The organism is Leifsonia sp. KNZ12-8B, assembly GCF_056755495.1.
The window spans coordinates 1-16,328 of the sequence record NZ_JBPGXM010000007.1 but is presented as its reverse complement, the minus strand read 5'-3'; the positions used below and the strand labels follow the sequence as shown (position 1 = coordinate 16,328).

Genomic DNA, 16,328 nt, shown 5'->3' with positions numbered 1-16,328 from the left:
GGCGCAGAGGGCCAGAATGCTGGCGAGTACAGGCATTGTTCGCGATAGCAACAATGCGCGCCCCAGCGCGCCCGCCGAGGTCAGGCGGCGCCGGCGAGGGCCCGGGCGGGATCGGCGATGAGCTCCGCGAACACGAGCTCGGCGGCGCCGATCAGCAGCTGATCCGCTCCCAGCTCGGCCTCGGCGACGGCCACCCCCTCGCGCACGGAGCGCACGGCCTCCTCGAGCAGGTCGGGAGCACCGTGCGCGCGTGCGCCGCGGTACAGCGCGGCCAGGAATCCGCTCAGGACGACCCTGGTCGGGTTGAAGACGTTGACGGCGCTGCGCGCCGCGATGCGGAGCAGGTCGTAGTCGCGCCGGACGAGCGCGCGGGCCGCCGCGTCATCCGTCGTGGCCAGGCGGTCGCCGAGCAGCAGCGCGTCGGCGGACGACAGGCCGACGGACGCGAGCAGCTCGGCCTGGGTGACCTCGGCCTCCAGGCAGCCGCGCGAGCCGCACGAGCACTGCCTGCCATCGGTGCGCACGAAGGTGTGGCCGAACTCCCCCGCGTAGCCGGCGGCCCCGGTGAGCAGCCGGCCGCCGCTGATCGCGCCGCCGCCGATGCCCGACGCGCCTCCGATCAGGTACACGAGGTCGTCGATCCCGCGCCCGGCGCCGAACGCGCTCTCGGCGCGCAGGGCCAGGACCGCCGCGTTCGCCGCCCACGCCCGGTACCCGGTCGCGCGCTCCAGCATCGCCGCGAGCGGCTCCTCCACCCAGCCGAAGTGCGTCGCCTCGCGGACCGTGCCGTCTGACAGCCGGACCTGTCCCGGCACGGCGACGCCGATCCCGACGACGCGCATCCCGCTCTCCCCCGCCAGCATGCCGGCGATGCCCGCGGCGGCCAGCGTCACGGTCTCGCCCGCCGAGCGCGCGGTGGCCGTCTCGATCCTGACCCGCTTGAGGACGCGGCCGCCCAGGCCGACGAGGCCGACCAGCACGGCGTCCACCTCGGGATTCACCGCGACGGCGGCAACGCGGTCGGTGGCGCTCACCAGCGGACTCGGGCGCCCGCGCGGCGCGCGCTCCCCGGGCCCGGCGACGGGTGACTCGTCGACCGTGACCAGGCCCAGCGCGGCGAGCTCGGCGACGAGATCCCCGACCGTCGAGCGGTTGAGCCCCGTCAGCCGGGTCAGGTCACTGCGCGAGAGGGTGCCGTCGCGGTGGACGAGCCCGAGGATGCTCGCGAGGTTGCCCCGGCGCAGGACCTCGGTCGCGCCGCCCGAGCCGGGGCGGACGGAACTCAGGTCGGGCGCGGACATGTTCCGACAATAGTGCGCGTCACCAGGTGTCGGGACGCGCGCCGAGCGGCACCACCTCCGGCCGCTCCACCGTGGAGGCGAGCGTCACGACCTCGTGCTCCGCGCCCGCGCGCAGCACCGCCTCCATGATCTCCAGCACGTGGAACGCGAGCTCGCCGGAGGCGCGGGCCGGGCGGTCCGTCTCGATGGCGCGCGCGAGGTCGGCCAGGCCGTACCCGCGGCCCGCGTCCGCGTAGCCGGCGGCCACCGGCACCTCCCGGAACCCGGGATCGGCGGAGGTCGCCACCGCGACCGGCAGCGAGAAGTGGTTCGGGTCGGGCACGGCGATCGTGCCGTCCGTCCCGTAGACCTCGAACAGCGGCACGCGCGTGGCCCACACGTCGAACGACATGGTGACGGTCGAGACGACGCCGGAGGCGTGCTCCAGGATGGCCGTCACGTGCGTCTCCACCTCCACCGGGATCGCCGCGCCGGCGGACGGCCCGGTGCCGATGGTGCGCGAGCGCGCCGACCGGCCGGTGGCGCCCGAGACCCGGACGACCGGACCGAAGAACGTCACCAGGCTGGTCAGGTAGTACGGCCCCATGTCGAACAGCGGGCCGCCTCCCGGCTGGTAGTAGAACCCGGGTGCGGGGTGCCACAGCTCGTGACCCGGCGAGCTCCAGGAGGCGGCGGCCGCGACGGGCGCGCCGATGCGGCCATCGTCGAGCAGCGCCCTGGCGGTCTGGATGCCGGTGCCGAGCACGGTGTCCGGCGCGCTGCCGACGCGCAGGCCCGTCGCCTGGGCGCGCTCCAGGATCGGACGCGCCTCCGCGGTGGTCAGCGCCAGCGGCTTCTCGCCGTAGACGTGCTTGCCCGCGTCGAGCGCCCGGAGGGCCACCTCGGCGTGCGCCTTCGGGATGGTGAGGTTGAGCACGACGTCGATCGCGGGATGCTCCAGCAGGGCGTCGACGCTCAGCGCCTCCACCGTGCGGCCGTCGACGCTCTGCTCGGCGGCGACCGCGGCCGCCCGCTCGACGTCGAGGTCGGCGACCGCGCTCAGGCGGAGGTTCGGCAGCTTCGGGAACTCGGCGAAGTACTGGCGGCTGATCACGCCGACGCCGACGACCCCGACGTTCAGCGGGCGGCCCACAGCAGCCCCCGCTCGATGATGGTCCGGACGGGCTGCGACTCGACGATCTCCAGCCGGTGGCCGGGTGCCGAGACGAAGATGCGGCCGTCCCCCCATTGCCGCGTCCAGATCGCGGGCGAGGTGACGGGACGGTGCCACGCATCCCAGGGCCGGACCTCCTGCGTGGTCGTGGCCAGCACGTCGTTGTACTCGTCGCTCAGCACCCAGTACTGCTCGGTGACGAGGTCGAAGTCGTCGATCCCCTCGGTGATGGGATGCGTCCTGCCGTACTCGGTGATGTGGACGGTGTAGGGGATGTAGTTGTCCGACTGCTCGCCGACCCGCTCGGCCGGGTCCTTGCCCGCGTGGTGCGCGAACTGGCCGCCGATCATGTGCAAGTAGTCGGCGTTGTTGCGGTAGGAGTCGGCGATGCCGCCGTGCCAGCCGGCCAGCCCGGCGCCGCCGAGCACGGCTCGCTGCAGGCCCCGGAACTCGTCGTCCTGGATGGTGTTCATGGTGTTGATCTGGAGGATCAGATCGACGGTGTCCATGAAGGCGGCGTCGGCGTAGACGGGCGTGCCCTCCTCCACCCGCACGTCGAAGCCGTTCCGTTCGAGGAACGGGATGAAGAGGTCGGTGGTCTCGACGGGCATGTGCCCGTCCCAGCCGCCGCGGACGACGAGGGCCTGCTTGGTCATGCTTCCTTCCGGGGAGTGAGTCGGGTCGGTCGGGGTGCTCAGTCGGTGGTGGTCCAGGCGCTGCCCGCAGCGGCGCTGCGCTCGACGGCGGCGAGGACGCGCTGCACGTGGAGGCCGTCGGCGAACGACGGCTCCGGGTCGCCTCCGCCCGCGATCGCCTCCACGAAGTCCTTGACCTCGTGGCTGAACGCGTGCTCGTAGCCGATCGCGTGACCGGTCGGCCACCAGTTCGCCATGTAGGGATGCTCGGGCTCGGTCACGATGATGCGGGTGAAGCCCTGCTCGCCGGCGGGAGCGGTGGCGTCGTAGAACTGCAGCTCGTTCATCGACTCGAGGTCGAAGGCGATGGCGCCGCGTGACCCGCTGAGCTCGATGCGCAGGGCGTTCTTGCGCCCGGTCGCATAGCGCGTAGCCTCGAAGGCGCCGATCGCGCCCGCGGCAGCGCCGCCCTCCAGCCGGGCGGTGAACCAGGCGGCATCGTCGACGGTGACGGCGCCGCGACGGTCGGAGGCGGTGCCGGAGAGCCCGACGGACTCCCCCAGCAGCGGCCGCTCCTCCACGAAGGTCGTGAGGGTGCCAGACACGCTCTGCAGCAGCGAGCCGGTCAGGTGCTCGACGAGGTCGACGGCGTGCGCGCCGATGTCGCCGAGGGAGCCGGAGCCGGCGGCGTCCTTGTCGAGCCGCCACGTCATCGGGCCGTTCTCGTCGACCAGCCAGTCCTGGAGGTACAGGGCGCGCACCTGGCGGATCGTGCCGAGCCGGCCCTCCTGCACCAGCCGCCGGGCGTAGCCGATCGCCGGCACGCGCCGGTAGCTGAAGCCGACCATCGACTTCACCCCGCTGGCGGCCGCGCGCTCCGCGGCAGCGGTCATGGCCTCCGCCTCGGCGACGGTGTTCGCGAGCGGCTTCTCGCACAGCACGTGCTTGCCGGCGTCCAGGGCCGCGATCGCGATCTCGGCGTGCGACGATCCGGGCGAGCAGATGTCCACCACGTCGATCTCCGGGTCCTCGATCACCCGCCGCCAGTCGGTCTCCGCGTGCTCCCAGCCGAACTTCGCCCGGGCGGCCTCCACCCGGCTGCGGTCGCGTCCGACGATGGTGCGCATGACCGGCTCGGCCGGGAGGTCGAAGAACCGCGGAGCGACGCGCCAGCCCTGCGAGTGCGCGGCTCCCATGAAGCCGTAACCGACCATGGCGACCCGTAGCTGCTGCGGGGAATCGGTCATCCGTGTCGCTCCTTCGCGTGCGTGCTCGTCGCGGCGCGGTGGCCGCGATGCGACGCTATGGCGGCGTCGGGGAGGCTCGCAAGTTTCCCGGCGGAGTCAGAAAACTTTCGTGCGCGGTGGCGCCGTCGACTCCCGCACCACCAGCGACGTGGCGAGCTCCATCCGGGTGGTGTCGGCCGTGCCGGCGCGCAGCCGCAGGGCCAGTCGCGCCGCCTCCTCCGCCATCTCGCGCAGCGGCTGCCGCACGGTGGTCAGCGCCGGTCGCGCCCACCGCGCGGGCGCGACGTCGTCGAAGCCGACGACCGACAGGTCTCCCGGCACCTCGAGCCCGAGCGCATACGCGGCGTCGAGCACACCGAGCGCCTGGAGGTCGTTGCCCGTCACGATCGCGGTCGGCGGCTCGGCGAGCGCGAGCAGGCGCCGCGCCTCCCGCTCGCCGTCGGCGCGGCTGAACTCCACGGCGCCGACCAGCGCCGGATCGACCGCGGCCCCCGCCTCCGCCATCGCCGAGTGGAAGCCCGCCGACCGCGCCCGCGAGCAGAGCAGGTCCTCCGGCCCCGAGACGAGGGCGATCCGGCGATGGCCGAGCTCCAGGAGGTGGCGCGTGGCGGACATCCCGCCCGCCCAGTTGGTGGCGCCGATCGCCGGCGCCTCCGGGGGCGGATCGCCGGCGGGGTCGAGCACCACGAACGGGATATTGCGGGCGCGCAACTGCCGCCGCTGCTCGGCGGTGAGGTCCGAGAAGGTGAGCACGACCGCGACCGGCTTGCGCTGCAGCACACCCGGGAGCCAGTCGGCGGCCGGCTGGAGGTGGTCGCCCAGCACCGAGAGCGCGAGCACGAGCCCCGCCTCCCGCGTCACCCGCTCCACGCCGCGGATCAGCTCGACCGCCCACTCGCTGCCGAGGTCGGTGACCACCAGCTCCACGATCCCGCCGCGCTCGGGATCGGCTCCGCGCCGGGCGTACCCGGAGTCCAGGAGCAGCTCCTCCACGCGCCGCCGGGTGGCCGTCGAGACGCCGGGCCGGCCGTTGAGCACCTTGGAGACGGTCGACAGCGAGACGTTCGCCGCGCGGGCGATCGCCTCCAGCGTCGGGCGACCGGGAACCGGTAGCGTGCGTTCGGGCATGCAGCAACTGTGTCACGCCCGACCCCGACCGACGACGATCCTGGAGCGACCGATGCCCCTCACCGACCTCACCCTCGCCGAGCTGCAGGCGTTCCGCCCGGATGTGGCGGAGCCCGCAGACTTCGACGCCTTCTGGGCCGACACGCTCGCGGAGTCGCGCGCGGCCGGCGGAGAGGCGGTGCTGGCGCCCGCGACGACCCCCGTGAACCAGCTGATCATCGAGGACCTCACCTTCCCCGGCTTCGGCGGCGAGCCGGTGCGCGCCTGGGTGTCGCGGCCGAAGGACGCGTCGGGCCCGCTGCCGGCCGTCGTCCAGTTCCAGGGCTACAACGGCAGCCGCGGCCTCGCCGGCGAGTACGTCGACTGGGCGCTGGCCGGCTACGTGCACGTGTTCATGGACACCCGCGGACAGGGCGGAGGCTGGGGCTCCGGAGGCGACACCCCCGACCCGCACGGGTCAGGCCCCGCCACCTCCGGCTTCATGACGCGCGGCATCCACGACCCGCACGAGCACTTCTACCGCCGGGTGTTCACCGACGCCGTGCGCCTGGTCGACGCGACCCGCGACCTCCCGTTCGTGGACGCCGGCCGCGTCGCCGTCACCGGCGGCAGCCAGGGCGGCGGCATCGCGCTGGCCGCCGGCGCGCTCGCGGACGGTGTCGCGGCGGTGCTGCCGGACGTCGCCTTCCTCTGCGCCTACCGCCGCGGGGCCGAGGTCGCGGCGGGCGGTCCGTTCGTCGAGCTCGCCACCTACCTGTCCGTGCACCGCGACCAGGTCGACCGCGTGTTCGAGACGCTGTCGTACTTCGACGGGGTGAACTTCGCCCGCCGCATCCACGCACCCTCGCTGTTCTCCGTGGCGCTGATGGACAGCGTCGTGCCGCCGTCGACGACCTTCGCCGCCTACAACCACCTGGCCGCGGAGGACCGCGCGATCGAGGTGTACCCGTTCAACGACCACGAGGGCGGCTCCACCGCGCAGTGGCACAAGCAGGCGGCGTGGCTCGCGGAGCGGTTCACCGCCTGACTCCACTGGCGCACCGCATCTCGCGACTCCGGAGCCCGCGGTCAAGCCCGGCTCGATCTCCGGAGTTGCGCGTCGCCACCCGGCGTGCCGGCTCAGACCTCCGGAGCAACCACCGGCAGCAGCTCGGCGATGAGGAGCACCTCTGCGCCGTCGGTCCACTGCTCGTGCCGGCCGACCCGCAGGCCGATGGGGGCGAACGTCGCGTTCAGCGCCTCCACGCTGCGGAACGGCTCGTGGTGCAGCAGCGCGGGCGGCGGCGCGGCCCGGTGCCGGCCGGCGTCGAACGACACGAAGGAGCCGGTGACGGCGCGTCCGCCCGGACGCAGCACGCGCCTCCACTCGGCGATGGCGGCCGCCGTGTCGGGGAACAGCTGGAGGCCGGTGACGCACGTGACGAGATCGACCGAGGCATCCGGGACCGGCAGGCTCGCGGCGTCCGCGGTGACGATCTCGGCGCCGGGGAGATGCGAACGCGCGACCTCCACCATCCGCGGTGAGAGGTCGGCGCCGATGATCGTGCCGGTGACGCCGCGGGCGCGCAGGGCGCGGAGGACCAGGCCGGTGCCGGTCGCGACGTCGAGCACGTCCAGCGGACGTGGGAGGCCCTCCGCGTCGCGCGGGAGCTCCCGCACGATGAAGTCGGCGACCGCCTCGGCCAGCCCGCGGTGCATCGGGCTCTCGTCGTAGGTGGGCGCGCGGTCGTCGAACCGGCGCCGGATCTCGGCGCGGGCCGCCTCGTGGTCAGTCTCGGACACCCCCGCAGCCTAAACGCCCCCTCCCTCTGACGCACCCCCTCCCTCCGACGCCCCCGCCGCGATCGAGTTGTCGCAACACGCCGTGCGGCGCCGCGCCCCCCCCGCCCCGCGGGGGGCAAGGCGTTTGGGGGGCGGCGGGGGGGGGGGGGGAGGGGGCCCCCCCGGCCCGCCGGCCCCCCCCCCCCCCCCCGGGGGGGGGGGGGCCCCCCCGCCGCCCCCCCCGGGCCGGCTAGTCGACCGGGACGGGGTCGGGGCGCTGGGCATGCACGACGCCGGTGTCGACGCCGCGGCGCTCGCGCGAGCGGTCGATGCCGAACGACACGAACGCGAGCACGATGCCCGCCACGCACAGGATCCCGCCCACCACGATCGGCGACAGGTAGCCGAGGCCCGCGGCGATCGTCAGGCCGCCGAGGTAGGCGCCCGCCGCGTTCGCGATGTTCAGCGCCGAGTGGTTGAGGGCGGCGGCGATCGACTGGCTGTCGTGGGCGACATCCATCAGCCGGGTCTGGATCATCGGCGACAGCGCCGAGCACGCCGCGGCGACGACGAACACCGAGACCAGCAGCCCCACCACGCTCCACGCCGTGAGCCACAGCGCCGCCAGCGATACCAGCAGCACGCCGAAGAACAGCAGCATCCCGCGCTTCACGCTGCGGTCGGCCATGCGTCCGCCCAGGAGGTTGCCGACCGTCATCCCGACGCCGATGAGCACCAGCACCAGCGGCACGGACGACTCCGGCAGCCCGGTGACGGTCGTCACGATCGGCGCGATGTACGTGTACACGGCGAAGAACCCGCCGAAGCCGATCGCGCCGATCAGCAGCGCGAGCCACACCTGCAGCCGGCCGAACGCCCGCAGCTCGTTGCGCAGCGTCGCCGCCGGGTTGCCCGGCTGCAGCGGCACGAGCAGCCAGATCGCCACGAACGTCAGCGCGAAGATCGCGGCGACCACGAGGTACGCGATGCGCCAGCCGTGCGCCTGCCCGATCCAGGTGATGAACGGCACGCCGATGACGTTCGCGATCGTGAGCCCCGACAGGACGAACGCCACACCCTGCCCGCGCTTGCCCGGCCCCATGAGCGAGGCGGCGACCAGCGACGCGATCCCGAAGTAGGCGCCGTGCGGCAGCGCCGACACGAACCGCGCCAGCATCACCAGCGGGAAGGTGGGCGCGAGTGCGGAGGCGATCGTGCCGAGCGTGAAGGCGGCGGCCAGCCACAGCAGCAGCTGCTTGCGCGGCAGCCGCGCGGCGAACGCGGCGATGGTCGGCGCGCCGACGACGACGCCGAGCGCGTACGCCGAGATGATCCACCCCGCCTGCGCGTTCGCCTCGGTGGTGGACTGCGCGTACAGCTGCGGCAGGAGGTCGTGCGCGATGTTGGGCAGCAGCCCCATCGCGACGAACTCGGTGGAGCCGATGCCGAAGCCGCCGAGGGCGAGGGCCAGGAGGGCAAGACGAGTACGGGCCGACGACATCCGCGTCGGCCCGTCGGTAAGCGGGTTCACCGGTTCAGCTTAGTCGAATCGTTTCGACCACGCTGGCCCGCCGCGCTCACTGCTCGCGCAGCGCCTCCTCCAGCCGCTCCACCTTGCCGTCGATCTCGCCGCTGTACCCGGGGCGGATGTCGGCCTTCAGCACCAGCGACACCCGGCTCCCGTACTGCCCGACCGCCTCCGTCGCGCGGCGGATCACGTCGAAGACCTCGTCCCACTCCCCCTCGATCTCCGTGAACATCGACGAGGTGCGGTTCGGGAGGCCCGACTCGCGCACGATCCGCACGGCCGCCGCGACCGCGTCGTGCACCGACGCGTCCGGCCCCTCTCCCCCGCTCGGGGCCACCGAGAATGCCACCAGCATGTTTCCTCCTCACTCCGGCCTCCCGTTCGGGAGGCGCGATCAGTTCTGCGCGGGTCAGTGCCGCTCCACCGTCGCCGGCTGCGGCTCGGCGCCGCGCGGCGTGCGGAACGGCCAGGCGTGCGCGGGCAGCAGATCCAGCGCCGCCTCCGCCCGGTGCCGCTTCCGCCACAGCGCCGCGACCGCCCAGGCGAGCACGGCGAAGTACATCGCGTTGCGCACGGTCAGCACCACGACGAGCCACGGATCGAGCGCCAGCAGCCAGTCATACAGGAACGGGTAGAACACCTGCGTCAGCGCGGCGATGATGCCGACAAGGATCGCCGGCGTGCGGAATCCCCGGCCCTGGTACGCGAGCCCGATGACGACCGGTGCCGCGAGCCAGGCGACGTACTGCGGCGAGCCCACCTTGTTGAAGGCGATGAAGGCCGTGACGAGCGCCAGCGACAGCTCCGGCAGCACCCGGGTCACCGGGGTGTCGCGCAGCACGGCGCGGATGCCGATCAGCACGGTCACGACGGCCGACACGGCGAACAGCGGGTTCATCAGCTCACCCGCCGCGGCCGTCCCGGCGCCGCTGACCTGGAACGTGTTGAGGGCGGCGTCGTAGTAGACCTGGGCCCCCGGCACGCGCAGCAGCGCCTGCCACATCCAGAAGGTGCTGACCGGAGCCTCGACCTGGATGCCACGGGCGGTCTGCGCCGTGATGAAGCTGAGCACGTGCATCCCGGCGCCGAAGATGAGCGGGACGGCGACGATGATCAGGGAGGTCACCACGGCCACCGAGACGATCCGCCACCGGGTGCGGAACGCGACGACGGCCGCGGCCAGCAGCGCCGCCGGCCACACCTTGATCCAGGTGGCGATGGTCAGCACGGCGACCGCGGCCTTCTCGTGCACCGTCAGCCAGAGCAGTCCCACGATCGAGAGCGCCGCCGAGAAGGCGTCGAGCCGGCCGACCGCGATCGGGCCGAGGAGCAGGAGGAACGCCAGCCACCACCAGGCGGCCGCCAGGCGCCGCGGCTCCCGGCCGACGATCAGCACGGCGAAAGCGGCCGCGTCGACCAGCAGGACGAGCGTCAGCCAGCCGCCGACGTAGTTGTCGACGCCGAACAGCAGCGGCAGCATGATCGGCACGAAGGCGCCGAACGGGTACACCCAGTCCGTCGTGACGCCGACGACCGAGCTGCCGATCGCCGCCAGCCGCGCCCACGGCTCGTAGACGAAGATGACGTCGCCGAGGCCCTTGCCGCCGACGAGCGCGAGGCCGCCGACGACGAGGTGCACGAGGAGGAACGCGATCCAGAGGGCGAAGGGGCTCGCCGCGACCCGCCGGAGCATCCCCATGAGCCCTCATCCTAGGGGACGACCGCGGTGGGCCCGCCCAGACCGGGAGCCGCTACGCGACGCCGTCCGCCACCAGCTCGCGCACGACCCCCGCGAGCTCGCCCGCGATGTCGAGAGCGACGATCGGGCCGCCTCCTGACGCGCGCTCCCCCGCCCGGCCGTGCACCCAGGCGGCCGTCGCGGCGAGCGCGGCGAGCGCCTCCAGCGCCTCCTCGCGCGTTCCGGACAGCACCTCCTCGTGGGTCGCGACCAGCGCGCCCAGCACGCCGCCGAGCACGTCGCCGCTGCCCGCGGTGGCGAGCCACGGCGGGCCGGCGGTCACCGCCCGGTGCGTCCCGGCGGGCGTGGCGACGTGGGTGGTGTGCCCCTTGAGCAGCACCGTCACCCCGAGGAGGTGGGAGGCGCGCAGCGCCCACCCGCCCGGGTCGTCGGCGATGTCGGCGGCGCTGGGCGCCTGCGATCCGTCCTCCTCCGCCCGGGCGATCACGCCGGCGAGCTCGCGGAAATGCGGTGTGATCACGACGGGTCCGGCGGCGTCGCTGACGAGGTCGAGGGCGCCGGCGTCGATCACGAGCGGCGTGCCGTCCTCGATGGCGCGGCGCAGGCGCAGCGCGTCGTCCTCCGGCCGGGTGGAGGCGTCCATGCCCGATCCGATCAGCCACGCCTGCACCCGACCCGGCGCGGTGACCACCTCCGGGCGACGGCGCAGCACCTCCTCGGCCGGACGGGACGCCCCGAGGTAGCGGATCATGCCGACACCCGTGCGCGCCGCCGCCTCCACGCCCAGCACCGCTGCTCCGGGATACAGGTCCGATCCCGTCACGACGCCCAGCACGCCCCGCGTGTACTTGTCGCTCGCCTCCTCCGGCACGGCGATCCACTGCGCGGCGTCGCGCGCCTCCCACTGCCTGACCTCGCTCATCGGCACCTCCGTCCCACACCATATGCTCCGTCCGCGCCCTAGGCTGGCGGCATGGTCACCAGCGAGCGCGCCATCAGCATTCCCGGCAGGGTCGTCGTGTTCGACTACGGCGAGGTCATCTCGCTCACCCCCAGCGACGAGGACCGTGCGGCGCTCACCGCGCTGGCCGGCGGCGACGCGGACGTCTTCTGGCCGGCGTACTGGCGGCACCGTGCGGCGCTCGACCAGGGCACCCTGAGCATCCAGCAGTACTGGCGCAGCATCGAGCGCGAGCTGGGCGAGCAGTGGGGCGACGCGACGATCCACCGGCTGTGGCTGGCCGACTTCCGGAGCTGGCTCACCATCGACCGCGAGACGCTCGACGTGCTGGTCGACCTGAAGGCGGGAGGGACGCGCCTGGCGCTCCTCTCGAACGCCGGGCGCGACTTCGGCTCGTACTACCGCAACGGTTCGCTCGGCGACCTGTTCGAGAAGGTCTTCGTCAGCGGAGAGCTCGGGACGAGCAAGCCGGGCCCGGAGATCTTCCAGCACGTCCTCGACGAGCTCGGCGTCACGGCCGACCAGGCGGTGTTCATCGACAACAAGGAGGAGAACGTGCACGGCGCCGAGGCGGTCGGGATCGCCGGCCACGTCTTCACGACCGCCGCTGACCTCCGGGCATATCTTCAGTCGCTCGCGACTTGAATCGGTACATGGCCTCTCTCTTCGATCCCTTCACGCTGCGCGGCGTCACGGCCCGCAACCGCATCTGGACCTCGCCGATGTGCATGTACTCGGTCCTCGACCAGTCCGGCGTGCCGCAGACCTGGCAGCTGGTGCACCTGGGCGCCCTGGCCTCCGGCGGCAGCGGCATCGTGTTCACGGAGGCGACGGCGGTCAGCCCCGAGGGCCGCATCTCGCCGCAGGACACGGGTATCTGGACGGACGAGCAGGCCGATGCCTGGCGTCCGATCGCCGCATTCATCGCCGAGCAGGGCGCCGTCCCGGGGATCCAGCTCGCCCACGCCGGGCGCAAGGCGTCGACCTGGGCCGCCTGGGGCTTCGAGGGTCGCACGGGCTCCGTGCCGGTGGACGAGGGAGGCTGGACGCCCGTCGCCCCCTCTGCTGTCGCCTTCGACGACTACGCGGTTCCCGACGCGCTCGACCTCGCCGGCATCGAGAAGGTCGTCGCCGACTTCCGCGCCGCGGCCCGCCGGTCGGTCGACGCCGGATTCCAGGTGCTGGAGCTGCACGCGGCTCACGGCTACCTGCTGCACCAGTTCCTCTCCCCGCTCGCCAACCACCGCACCGACGAGTATGGCGGCTCGCTCGAGAACCGCGCGCGGCTGCTCCTGCGCATCACGGCGGAGGTGCGCGAGGAGGTCGGCGACGACGTGCCGCTGTTCGTCCGGTTCTCCGGCAGCGACTGGGTCGAGGGCGGCTGGGACGAGCACCAGACCGCGACGGTCGCCGGCTGGGCGCAGGAGGCGGGAGCCGACTTCTTCGACATCTCCAGCGGCGGCATCGCCCCCGGCGTCCGCATCCCGGTCGAGCCCGGCTACCAGGTCCCGTTCGCGCAGCACGTGCGCAGCTCGGCGGAGGTGGACGTGAGCGCCGTCGGCCTGATCACCGAGGCGGAGCACGCGGCGGAGATCGTCGCGAGCGGCCGCGCGGACGCCGTCATGCTCGGCCGCGAGCTCCTGCGCGACCCGCATTTCCCCCTGCGGGCCGCGCACGAGCTGGGCGTCGAGGTCGACTACTGGCCGCCGCAGTACCGCCGCGCGATGTGGCGCACGCGGTCGGTCGCCGGGCAGCGCTGAGGGGCGGCCAGCGCTGAGCGGCCGTGCCGCTCAGCGCGGCTCGGCCCTCAGGCGAGCTCGGTGAGGCAGAGGTAGTTGCCCTCGCTGTCACGGAACCAGGCGGACCGGCCGCTGCTGTCCGTGGCGATGCCGTTCTCGGTCTTCAGCCCGGGGAAGTCGTAGTCCTCGAAGACGACGCCCCTCCCCCGCATCCGCGTCATGGCGTCCTCGATGTCGGGCACGATCCAGCACATCGCGGTGTTCTGGGCCGTCCCGGCGTTGGCCGTCTCGTAGATCAGGATCTTGGCGTCGGTGCCGGTCGCATACCGGACCCCCGACTCCATGGTGTCCTCCGGCTCGAGCTCGAGCTTGTCGCGGTACCACTCCGTGGCCCGCCGCAGGTCCGAGGCAGGAAGCACGGAGTACGTGACGCATGACTCCAACATGAGTATTCCTCCTCTTCTATCCGGGCGGCATCGTACGCGCCGAGCAGCGCGGCGGGGATGCTGGACCCACCGGTCTGCCGGCGGCGGGTGAAGCGGAGTGGAGCGGCGGACTACCGGCGCCGGGTCGCGTCCTGCACCTCGCCGACCAGCTCCTCGATGATGTCCTCGAGGAACAGCACGCCGGCGGTCGCGCCCTCGCCGTCCACGGCCCGCGCGAGGTGGCTGCCCGAGCGGCGCATGGTCGCGAGCGCGTCCTCCAGGTCGCTGTCGACGAACACCGTGACGAGGCGGCGCACGCGCTTGGCGGGCACCGGCAGCTCGAAGCCGGTCTCCTCCAGGTCGAGCACGTCCTTGAGGTGGAGGTAGCCGGTCGGCTCCCCGTCGGCGTCGGGCACCACGTAGCGCGAGAAGCCGTGCTTGGCGACGGCCTTCTCGACGTCGGACGGCGTCGGCGACGGCGGCAGCGAGATCAGTGTGCCGGGGAGCACCATGACGTCGCGCACCTTCTTCTCGGTGAATTCGAACGCCGCCGTGAGCGCACCCGTGCGGTCGGTCAGCACGCCCTCGCGGGTCGACTGGTTGACGATCGTCGCCACCTCGTCGAGCGTGAAGGTGCTCGCGGCCTCGTCCTTCGGCTCCACCCCGAAGAGCCGCAGCACGGCGTTGGCGGAGGCGTTGAGCGCGACGATGATCGGCCGCACCGCACGCCCGATGGCGACCAGTGGAGGCGCGAGCAGCAGCGCCGCGCGGTCCGGCATCGAGAAGGAGATGTTCTTCGGCACCATCTCGCCGAACACGACGTGCAGGAACGACACGAGCACCAGCGTCACGATGAATGCGATCGTTCCCGTGACCTCCTCCGGCAGGCCGGTGAGGTGGAGGGGGCCCTCCAGCAGGTGGTGGATGGCCGGTTCCGACACGTTCAGGATCAGCAGCGAGCACACGGTGATGCCCAGCTGCGTCGTCGCGAGCATGAGCGTGGCGTGCTCCATCGCGACCAGTGCGGTCTTCGCGCTGCGCTTGCCGCGCTCGGCCAGCGGCTCGATCTGCGAGCGCCTGGCCGAGATCACGGCGAACTCGGCGCCGACGAAGAAGGCGTTGACGAGGAGGAGCACCACCAGCCAGGCGATGCCTGCCCAGTCACTCATGGCGCCCCCTCTCGCTCGTCGCCGCGTCCCCGGTGGCGGGCGCCTCCGGGTCCGGCGTGTAGCGGATGCGGTCGACCCGGCGACCCTCCAGGCGCTCGACGCGCAGCGTCCCGCCCTCGATCGGCACCTCGTCGCCGACCTTCGGGAGGCGGCCGAGCTCGTTCATGACGAACCCGGCGACCGTCTCGTACGGCCCCTCCTCCGGCACGGTGACGCCCGCGCGCTCCAGCAGCTCGTCGGGGCGGAGGATGCCGGGGAACGTGATGGAGTCGCGGCCGCGGACCACGCCGGCCCGCGTGCGGTCGTGCTCGTCCGCGACCTCGCCGACGATCTCCTCGACCAGGTCCTCGAGCGTCGCGATGCCCGACGTGCCGCCGTACTCGTCGACCACGACCGCCATCTGGTAGCCCTGGCCGCGGAGCTCGCCGAGCAGCGTCTCCAGGCTCATCGTCTCCGGCACGCGCAGCGCGTCGGTCTGCAGCGCCGACACCGGCACTTTCGCGCGACGCTCGCGCGGCACGGCGACCGCCTGCTTGACGTGAACGAAGCCGACCACGTCGTCCACGTCGTCGTCGACGACCGGGAAGCGGGAGTAGCCGGTGCGGCGGGTGAGCGCGATCACGGCCTCCGCCGGCTCCGTCCGTCGCACGCTCTCGATGCGCGGGCGCGGCGTCATCACGTCGGAGGCGTCGCGCGACGAGAAGGCCAGGGTGCGGCTGAGCAGCGTTGCCGTGTCCTCCTCGAGCACGCCGGCACTGGCCGAGCGGCGCACCAGCGACGACAGCTCGTCCGCGGTGCGCGCGCCGGACAGCTCCTCCTTCGGCTCGATCCCGAGCAGGCGGAGGAAGCCGTTGGCGGTGCCGTTGAGCAGGGCGACGAAGGGCCGGAAGACCGTCGTGAACACCGTCTGGAACGGGATGACGAGCTTGGCCGTCGCGAGCGGCAGCGCCAGCGCGAAGTTCTTCGGCACCAGCTCGCCGAGGATCATCGACAGCAGGGTCGCCACGACGATGGCGACCACCGACGCGATCGGGGTGACCGCGCCCTCCGGCAGCCCGGTCGCGAGCAGCGGGCCGCGCAGCAGCGAGCTGATCGCGGGCTCCATCGTGTAACCGGTGAGCAGCGTCGTCAGGGTGATGCCGAGCTGGGCGGCGGAGAGGTGGGTCGACGTGATGCGCAGCGCCGCGATCGTCATGGTGAGCCGGGACTCGCCCCGCTCACGACGGGCCTCCAGGTCGCCGCGGTCGAGGTTGACCAGCGCGAACTCGCTCGCGACGAACAGCCCGGTGCCGAGGGTCAGCAGGAGGCCGACGGCCAGCATGATCCACTCATAGAGCACGGCGGTCACCCCGCTCGCGACGATCGGTGCCCCGGGTGCGCGGGCTCAGCAGACGGAATGGGCTATGAGAGGGAGGGTCGTCCATTTCCCGGTCAGTATAGCGACGGCCCCTGTACGGGATGACAGGAATCGGGAGGCGGATTCCCAGCCTCCGCATCGACGCGCCACAGCGCCTCCCGAGCGCGCGGTCCGAGCATGACGGCACCGCTCACCGGAAGGAACAGAGATGACCACCCCCGCACC

16 protein-coding genes are annotated in these 16,328 nt (G+C 73.0%); 3 read left to right on the top strand and 13 right to left on the bottom strand.

Annotated elements, in window-relative coordinates; translation table 11 throughout:
- Positions 1-80 precede the first annotated feature (80 nt).
- The 5 genes from ACR9ZG_RS01995 to ACR9ZG_RS01975 all read right to left on the bottom strand — a co-directional run bounded on the left by ACR9ZG_RS01995 (position 81) and on the right by ACR9ZG_RS01975 (position 5,464).
- A complete protein-coding gene (locus tag ACR9ZG_RS01995; protein WP_481283146.1) occupies positions 81-1,301 on the bottom strand; it encodes an ROK family transcriptional regulator in 1,221 nt (406 codons plus the stop codon).
- A 19-nt stretch (positions 1,302-1,320) separates the two neighbouring features.
- Complete coding sequence (locus tag ACR9ZG_RS01990; RefSeq protein ID WP_481283145.1) at positions 1,321-2,433, bottom strand: Gfo/Idh/MocA family protein; 1,113 nt, start codon at positions 2,431-2,433, stop codon at positions 1,321-1,323.
- Positions 2,418-3,110 carry a ThuA domain-containing protein gene (locus ACR9ZG_RS01985; RefSeq protein WP_481283144.1) on the bottom strand — a complete coding sequence of 231 codons (693 nt, stop codon included), beginning with the start codon at positions 3,108-3,110 and terminating at the stop codon, positions 2,418-2,420. Before ACR9ZG_RS01985 ends, ACR9ZG_RS01990 begins: the two co-directional genes overlap by 16 nt.
- 38 nt (positions 3,111-3,148) lie before the next feature.
- Entirely contained in the window at positions 3,149-4,336 is a 1,188-nt protein-coding gene (locus tag ACR9ZG_RS01980; RefSeq protein ID WP_481283143.1) for a Gfo/Idh/MocA family protein, read from the bottom strand.
- Positions 4,337-4,432: 96 nt separating this feature from the next.
- A complete protein-coding gene (locus tag ACR9ZG_RS01975; RefSeq protein WP_481283142.1) occupies positions 4,433-5,464 on the bottom strand; it encodes a LacI family DNA-binding transcriptional regulator in 1,032 nt (343 codons plus the stop codon).
- A 52-nt stretch (positions 5,465-5,516) separates the two neighbouring features.
- On the opposite strand from ACR9ZG_RS01975, the gene ACR9ZG_RS01970 reads away from it, so the two are divergent.
- Positions 5,517-6,491: an acetylxylan esterase gene (locus tag ACR9ZG_RS01970; RefSeq protein WP_481283141.1), complete on the top strand. Its 975-nt coding sequence runs from the start codon at positions 5,517-5,519 to the stop codon at positions 6,489-6,491.
- 92 nt (positions 6,492-6,583) lie between these two features.
- Here the strand turns inward: ACR9ZG_RS01970 and ACR9ZG_RS01965 are convergent, their stop codons facing one another.
- The 5 genes from ACR9ZG_RS01965 to ACR9ZG_RS01945 form a co-directional block, all read right to left on the bottom strand.
- Entirely contained in the window at positions 6,584-7,246 is a 663-nt protein-coding gene (locus tag ACR9ZG_RS01965; RefSeq protein ID WP_481283140.1) for a class I SAM-dependent methyltransferase, read from the bottom strand.
- Positions 7,247-7,475: 229 nt separating this feature from the next.
- Entirely contained in the window at positions 7,476-8,756 is a 1,281-nt protein-coding gene (locus ACR9ZG_RS01960) for an MFS transporter (protein ID WP_481283139.1), read from the bottom strand.
- Positions 8,757-8,802: 46 nt separating this feature from the next.
- Complete coding sequence (locus tag ACR9ZG_RS01955; protein ID WP_481283138.1) at positions 8,803-9,108, bottom strand: thiamine-binding protein; 306 nt, start codon at positions 9,106-9,108, stop codon at positions 8,803-8,805.
- A 54-nt stretch (positions 9,109-9,162) separates the two neighbouring features.
- A complete protein-coding gene (locus tag ACR9ZG_RS01950; protein ID WP_481283137.1) occupies positions 9,163-10,452 on the bottom strand; it encodes a hypothetical protein in 1,290 nt (429 codons plus the stop codon).
- A 52-nt stretch (positions 10,453-10,504) separates the two neighbouring features.
- Positions 10,505-11,374: an ADP-dependent NAD(P)H-hydrate dehydratase gene (locus tag ACR9ZG_RS01945; protein ID WP_481283136.1), complete on the bottom strand. Its 870-nt coding sequence runs from the start codon at positions 11,372-11,374 to the stop codon at positions 10,505-10,507.
- A 51-nt stretch (positions 11,375-11,425) separates the two neighbouring features.
- Between ACR9ZG_RS01945 and ACR9ZG_RS01940 the strand changes: the two genes are divergently transcribed.
- Both ACR9ZG_RS01940 and ACR9ZG_RS01935 read left to right on the top strand, forming a co-directional pair.
- Positions 11,426-12,058 (top strand): HAD family hydrolase, encoded by a 633-nt coding sequence (locus tag ACR9ZG_RS01940; protein ID WP_481283135.1) that lies wholly within the window; start codon positions 11,426-11,428, stop codon positions 12,056-12,058.
- Positions 12,059-12,066: 8 nt separating this feature from the next.
- Positions 12,067-13,173 carry an NADH:flavin oxidoreductase/NADH oxidase gene (locus ACR9ZG_RS01935; protein WP_481283134.1) on the top strand — a complete coding sequence of 369 codons (1,107 nt, stop codon included), beginning with the start codon at positions 12,067-12,069 and terminating at the stop codon, positions 13,171-13,173.
- A gap of 47 nt (positions 13,174-13,220) precedes the next feature.
- Here ACR9ZG_RS01935 and ACR9ZG_RS01930 read toward each other — a convergent pair whose 3' ends face one another.
- The 3 genes from ACR9ZG_RS01930 to ACR9ZG_RS01920 all read right to left on the bottom strand — a co-directional run bounded on the left by ACR9ZG_RS01930 (position 13,221) and on the right by ACR9ZG_RS01920 (position 16,067).
- The gene (locus tag ACR9ZG_RS01930) at positions 13,221-13,598 is read right to left on the bottom strand and encodes a VOC family protein (RefSeq protein WP_481283133.1); all 378 of its coding nucleotides are present in this window, start codon (positions 13,596-13,598) and stop codon (positions 13,221-13,223) included.
- Positions 13,599-13,708: 110 nt separating this feature from the next.
- Positions 13,709-14,746 (bottom strand): hemolysin family protein, encoded by a 1,038-nt coding sequence (locus ACR9ZG_RS01925; protein WP_481283132.1) that lies wholly within the window; start codon positions 14,744-14,746, stop codon positions 13,709-13,711.
- Positions 14,739-16,067, bottom strand: a complete 1,329-nt coding sequence (locus tag ACR9ZG_RS01920) for a hemolysin family protein (RefSeq protein WP_481283179.1) — start codon at positions 16,065-16,067, stop codon at positions 14,739-14,741. The genes ACR9ZG_RS01925 and ACR9ZG_RS01920 overlap by 8 nt, the downstream gene beginning before the upstream one ends.
- Positions 16,068-16,328 lie beyond the last annotated feature (261 nt).

What these genes read in the sequence shown, in the direction of transcription:
- ACR9ZG_RS01995 (WP_481283146.1), bottom strand. Translation starts at nt 1,301, where the DNA reads ATGTCCGCGCCCGACCTGAGTTCCGTCCGCCCCGGCTCGGGCGGCGCG.
- ACR9ZG_RS01975 (WP_481283142.1), bottom strand. Translation starts at nt 5,464, where the DNA reads ATGCCCGAACGCACGCTACCGGTTCCCGGTCGCCCGACGCTGGAGGCG.
- ACR9ZG_RS01945 (WP_481283136.1), bottom strand. Translation starts at nt 11,374, where the DNA reads ATGAGCGAGGTCAGGCAGTGGGAGGCGCGCGACGCCGCGCAGTGGATC.
- ACR9ZG_RS01980 (WP_481283143.1), bottom strand. Translation starts at nt 4,336, where the DNA reads ATGACCGATTCCCCGCAGCAGCTACGGGTCGCCATGGTCGGTTACGGC.
- ACR9ZG_RS01940 (WP_481283135.1), top strand. Translation starts at nt 11,426, where the DNA reads ATGGTCACCAGCGAGCGCGCCATCAGCATTCCCGGCAGGGTCGTCGTG.
- ACR9ZG_RS01920 (WP_481283179.1), bottom strand. Translation starts at nt 16,067, where the DNA reads ATGCTGGCCGTCGGCCTCCTGCTGACCCTCGGCACCGGGCTGTTCGTC.
- ACR9ZG_RS01985 (WP_481283144.1), bottom strand. Translation starts at nt 3,110, where the DNA reads ATGACCAAGCAGGCCCTCGTCGTCCGCGGCGGCTGGGACGGGCACATG.
- ACR9ZG_RS01935 (WP_481283134.1), top strand. Translation starts at nt 12,067, where the DNA reads ATGGCCTCTCTCTTCGATCCCTTCACGCTGCGCGGCGTCACGGCCCGC.
- ACR9ZG_RS01950 (WP_481283137.1), bottom strand. Translation starts at nt 10,452, where the DNA reads ATGGGGATGCTCCGGCGGGTCGCGGCGAGCCCCTTCGCCCTCTGGATC.
- ACR9ZG_RS01970 (WP_481283141.1), top strand. Translation starts at nt 5,517, where the DNA reads ATGCCCCTCACCGACCTCACCCTCGCCGAGCTGCAGGCGTTCCGCCCG.
- ACR9ZG_RS01925 (WP_481283132.1), bottom strand. Translation starts at nt 14,746, where the DNA reads ATGAGTGACTGGGCAGGCATCGCCTGGCTGGTGGTGCTCCTCCTCGTC.
- ACR9ZG_RS01955 (WP_481283138.1), bottom strand. Translation starts at nt 9,108, where the DNA reads ATGCTGGTGGCATTCTCGGTGGCCCCGAGCGGGGGAGAGGGGCCGGAC.
- ACR9ZG_RS01930 (WP_481283133.1), bottom strand. Translation starts at nt 13,598, where the DNA reads ATGTTGGAGTCATGCGTCACGTACTCCGTGCTTCCTGCCTCGGACCTG.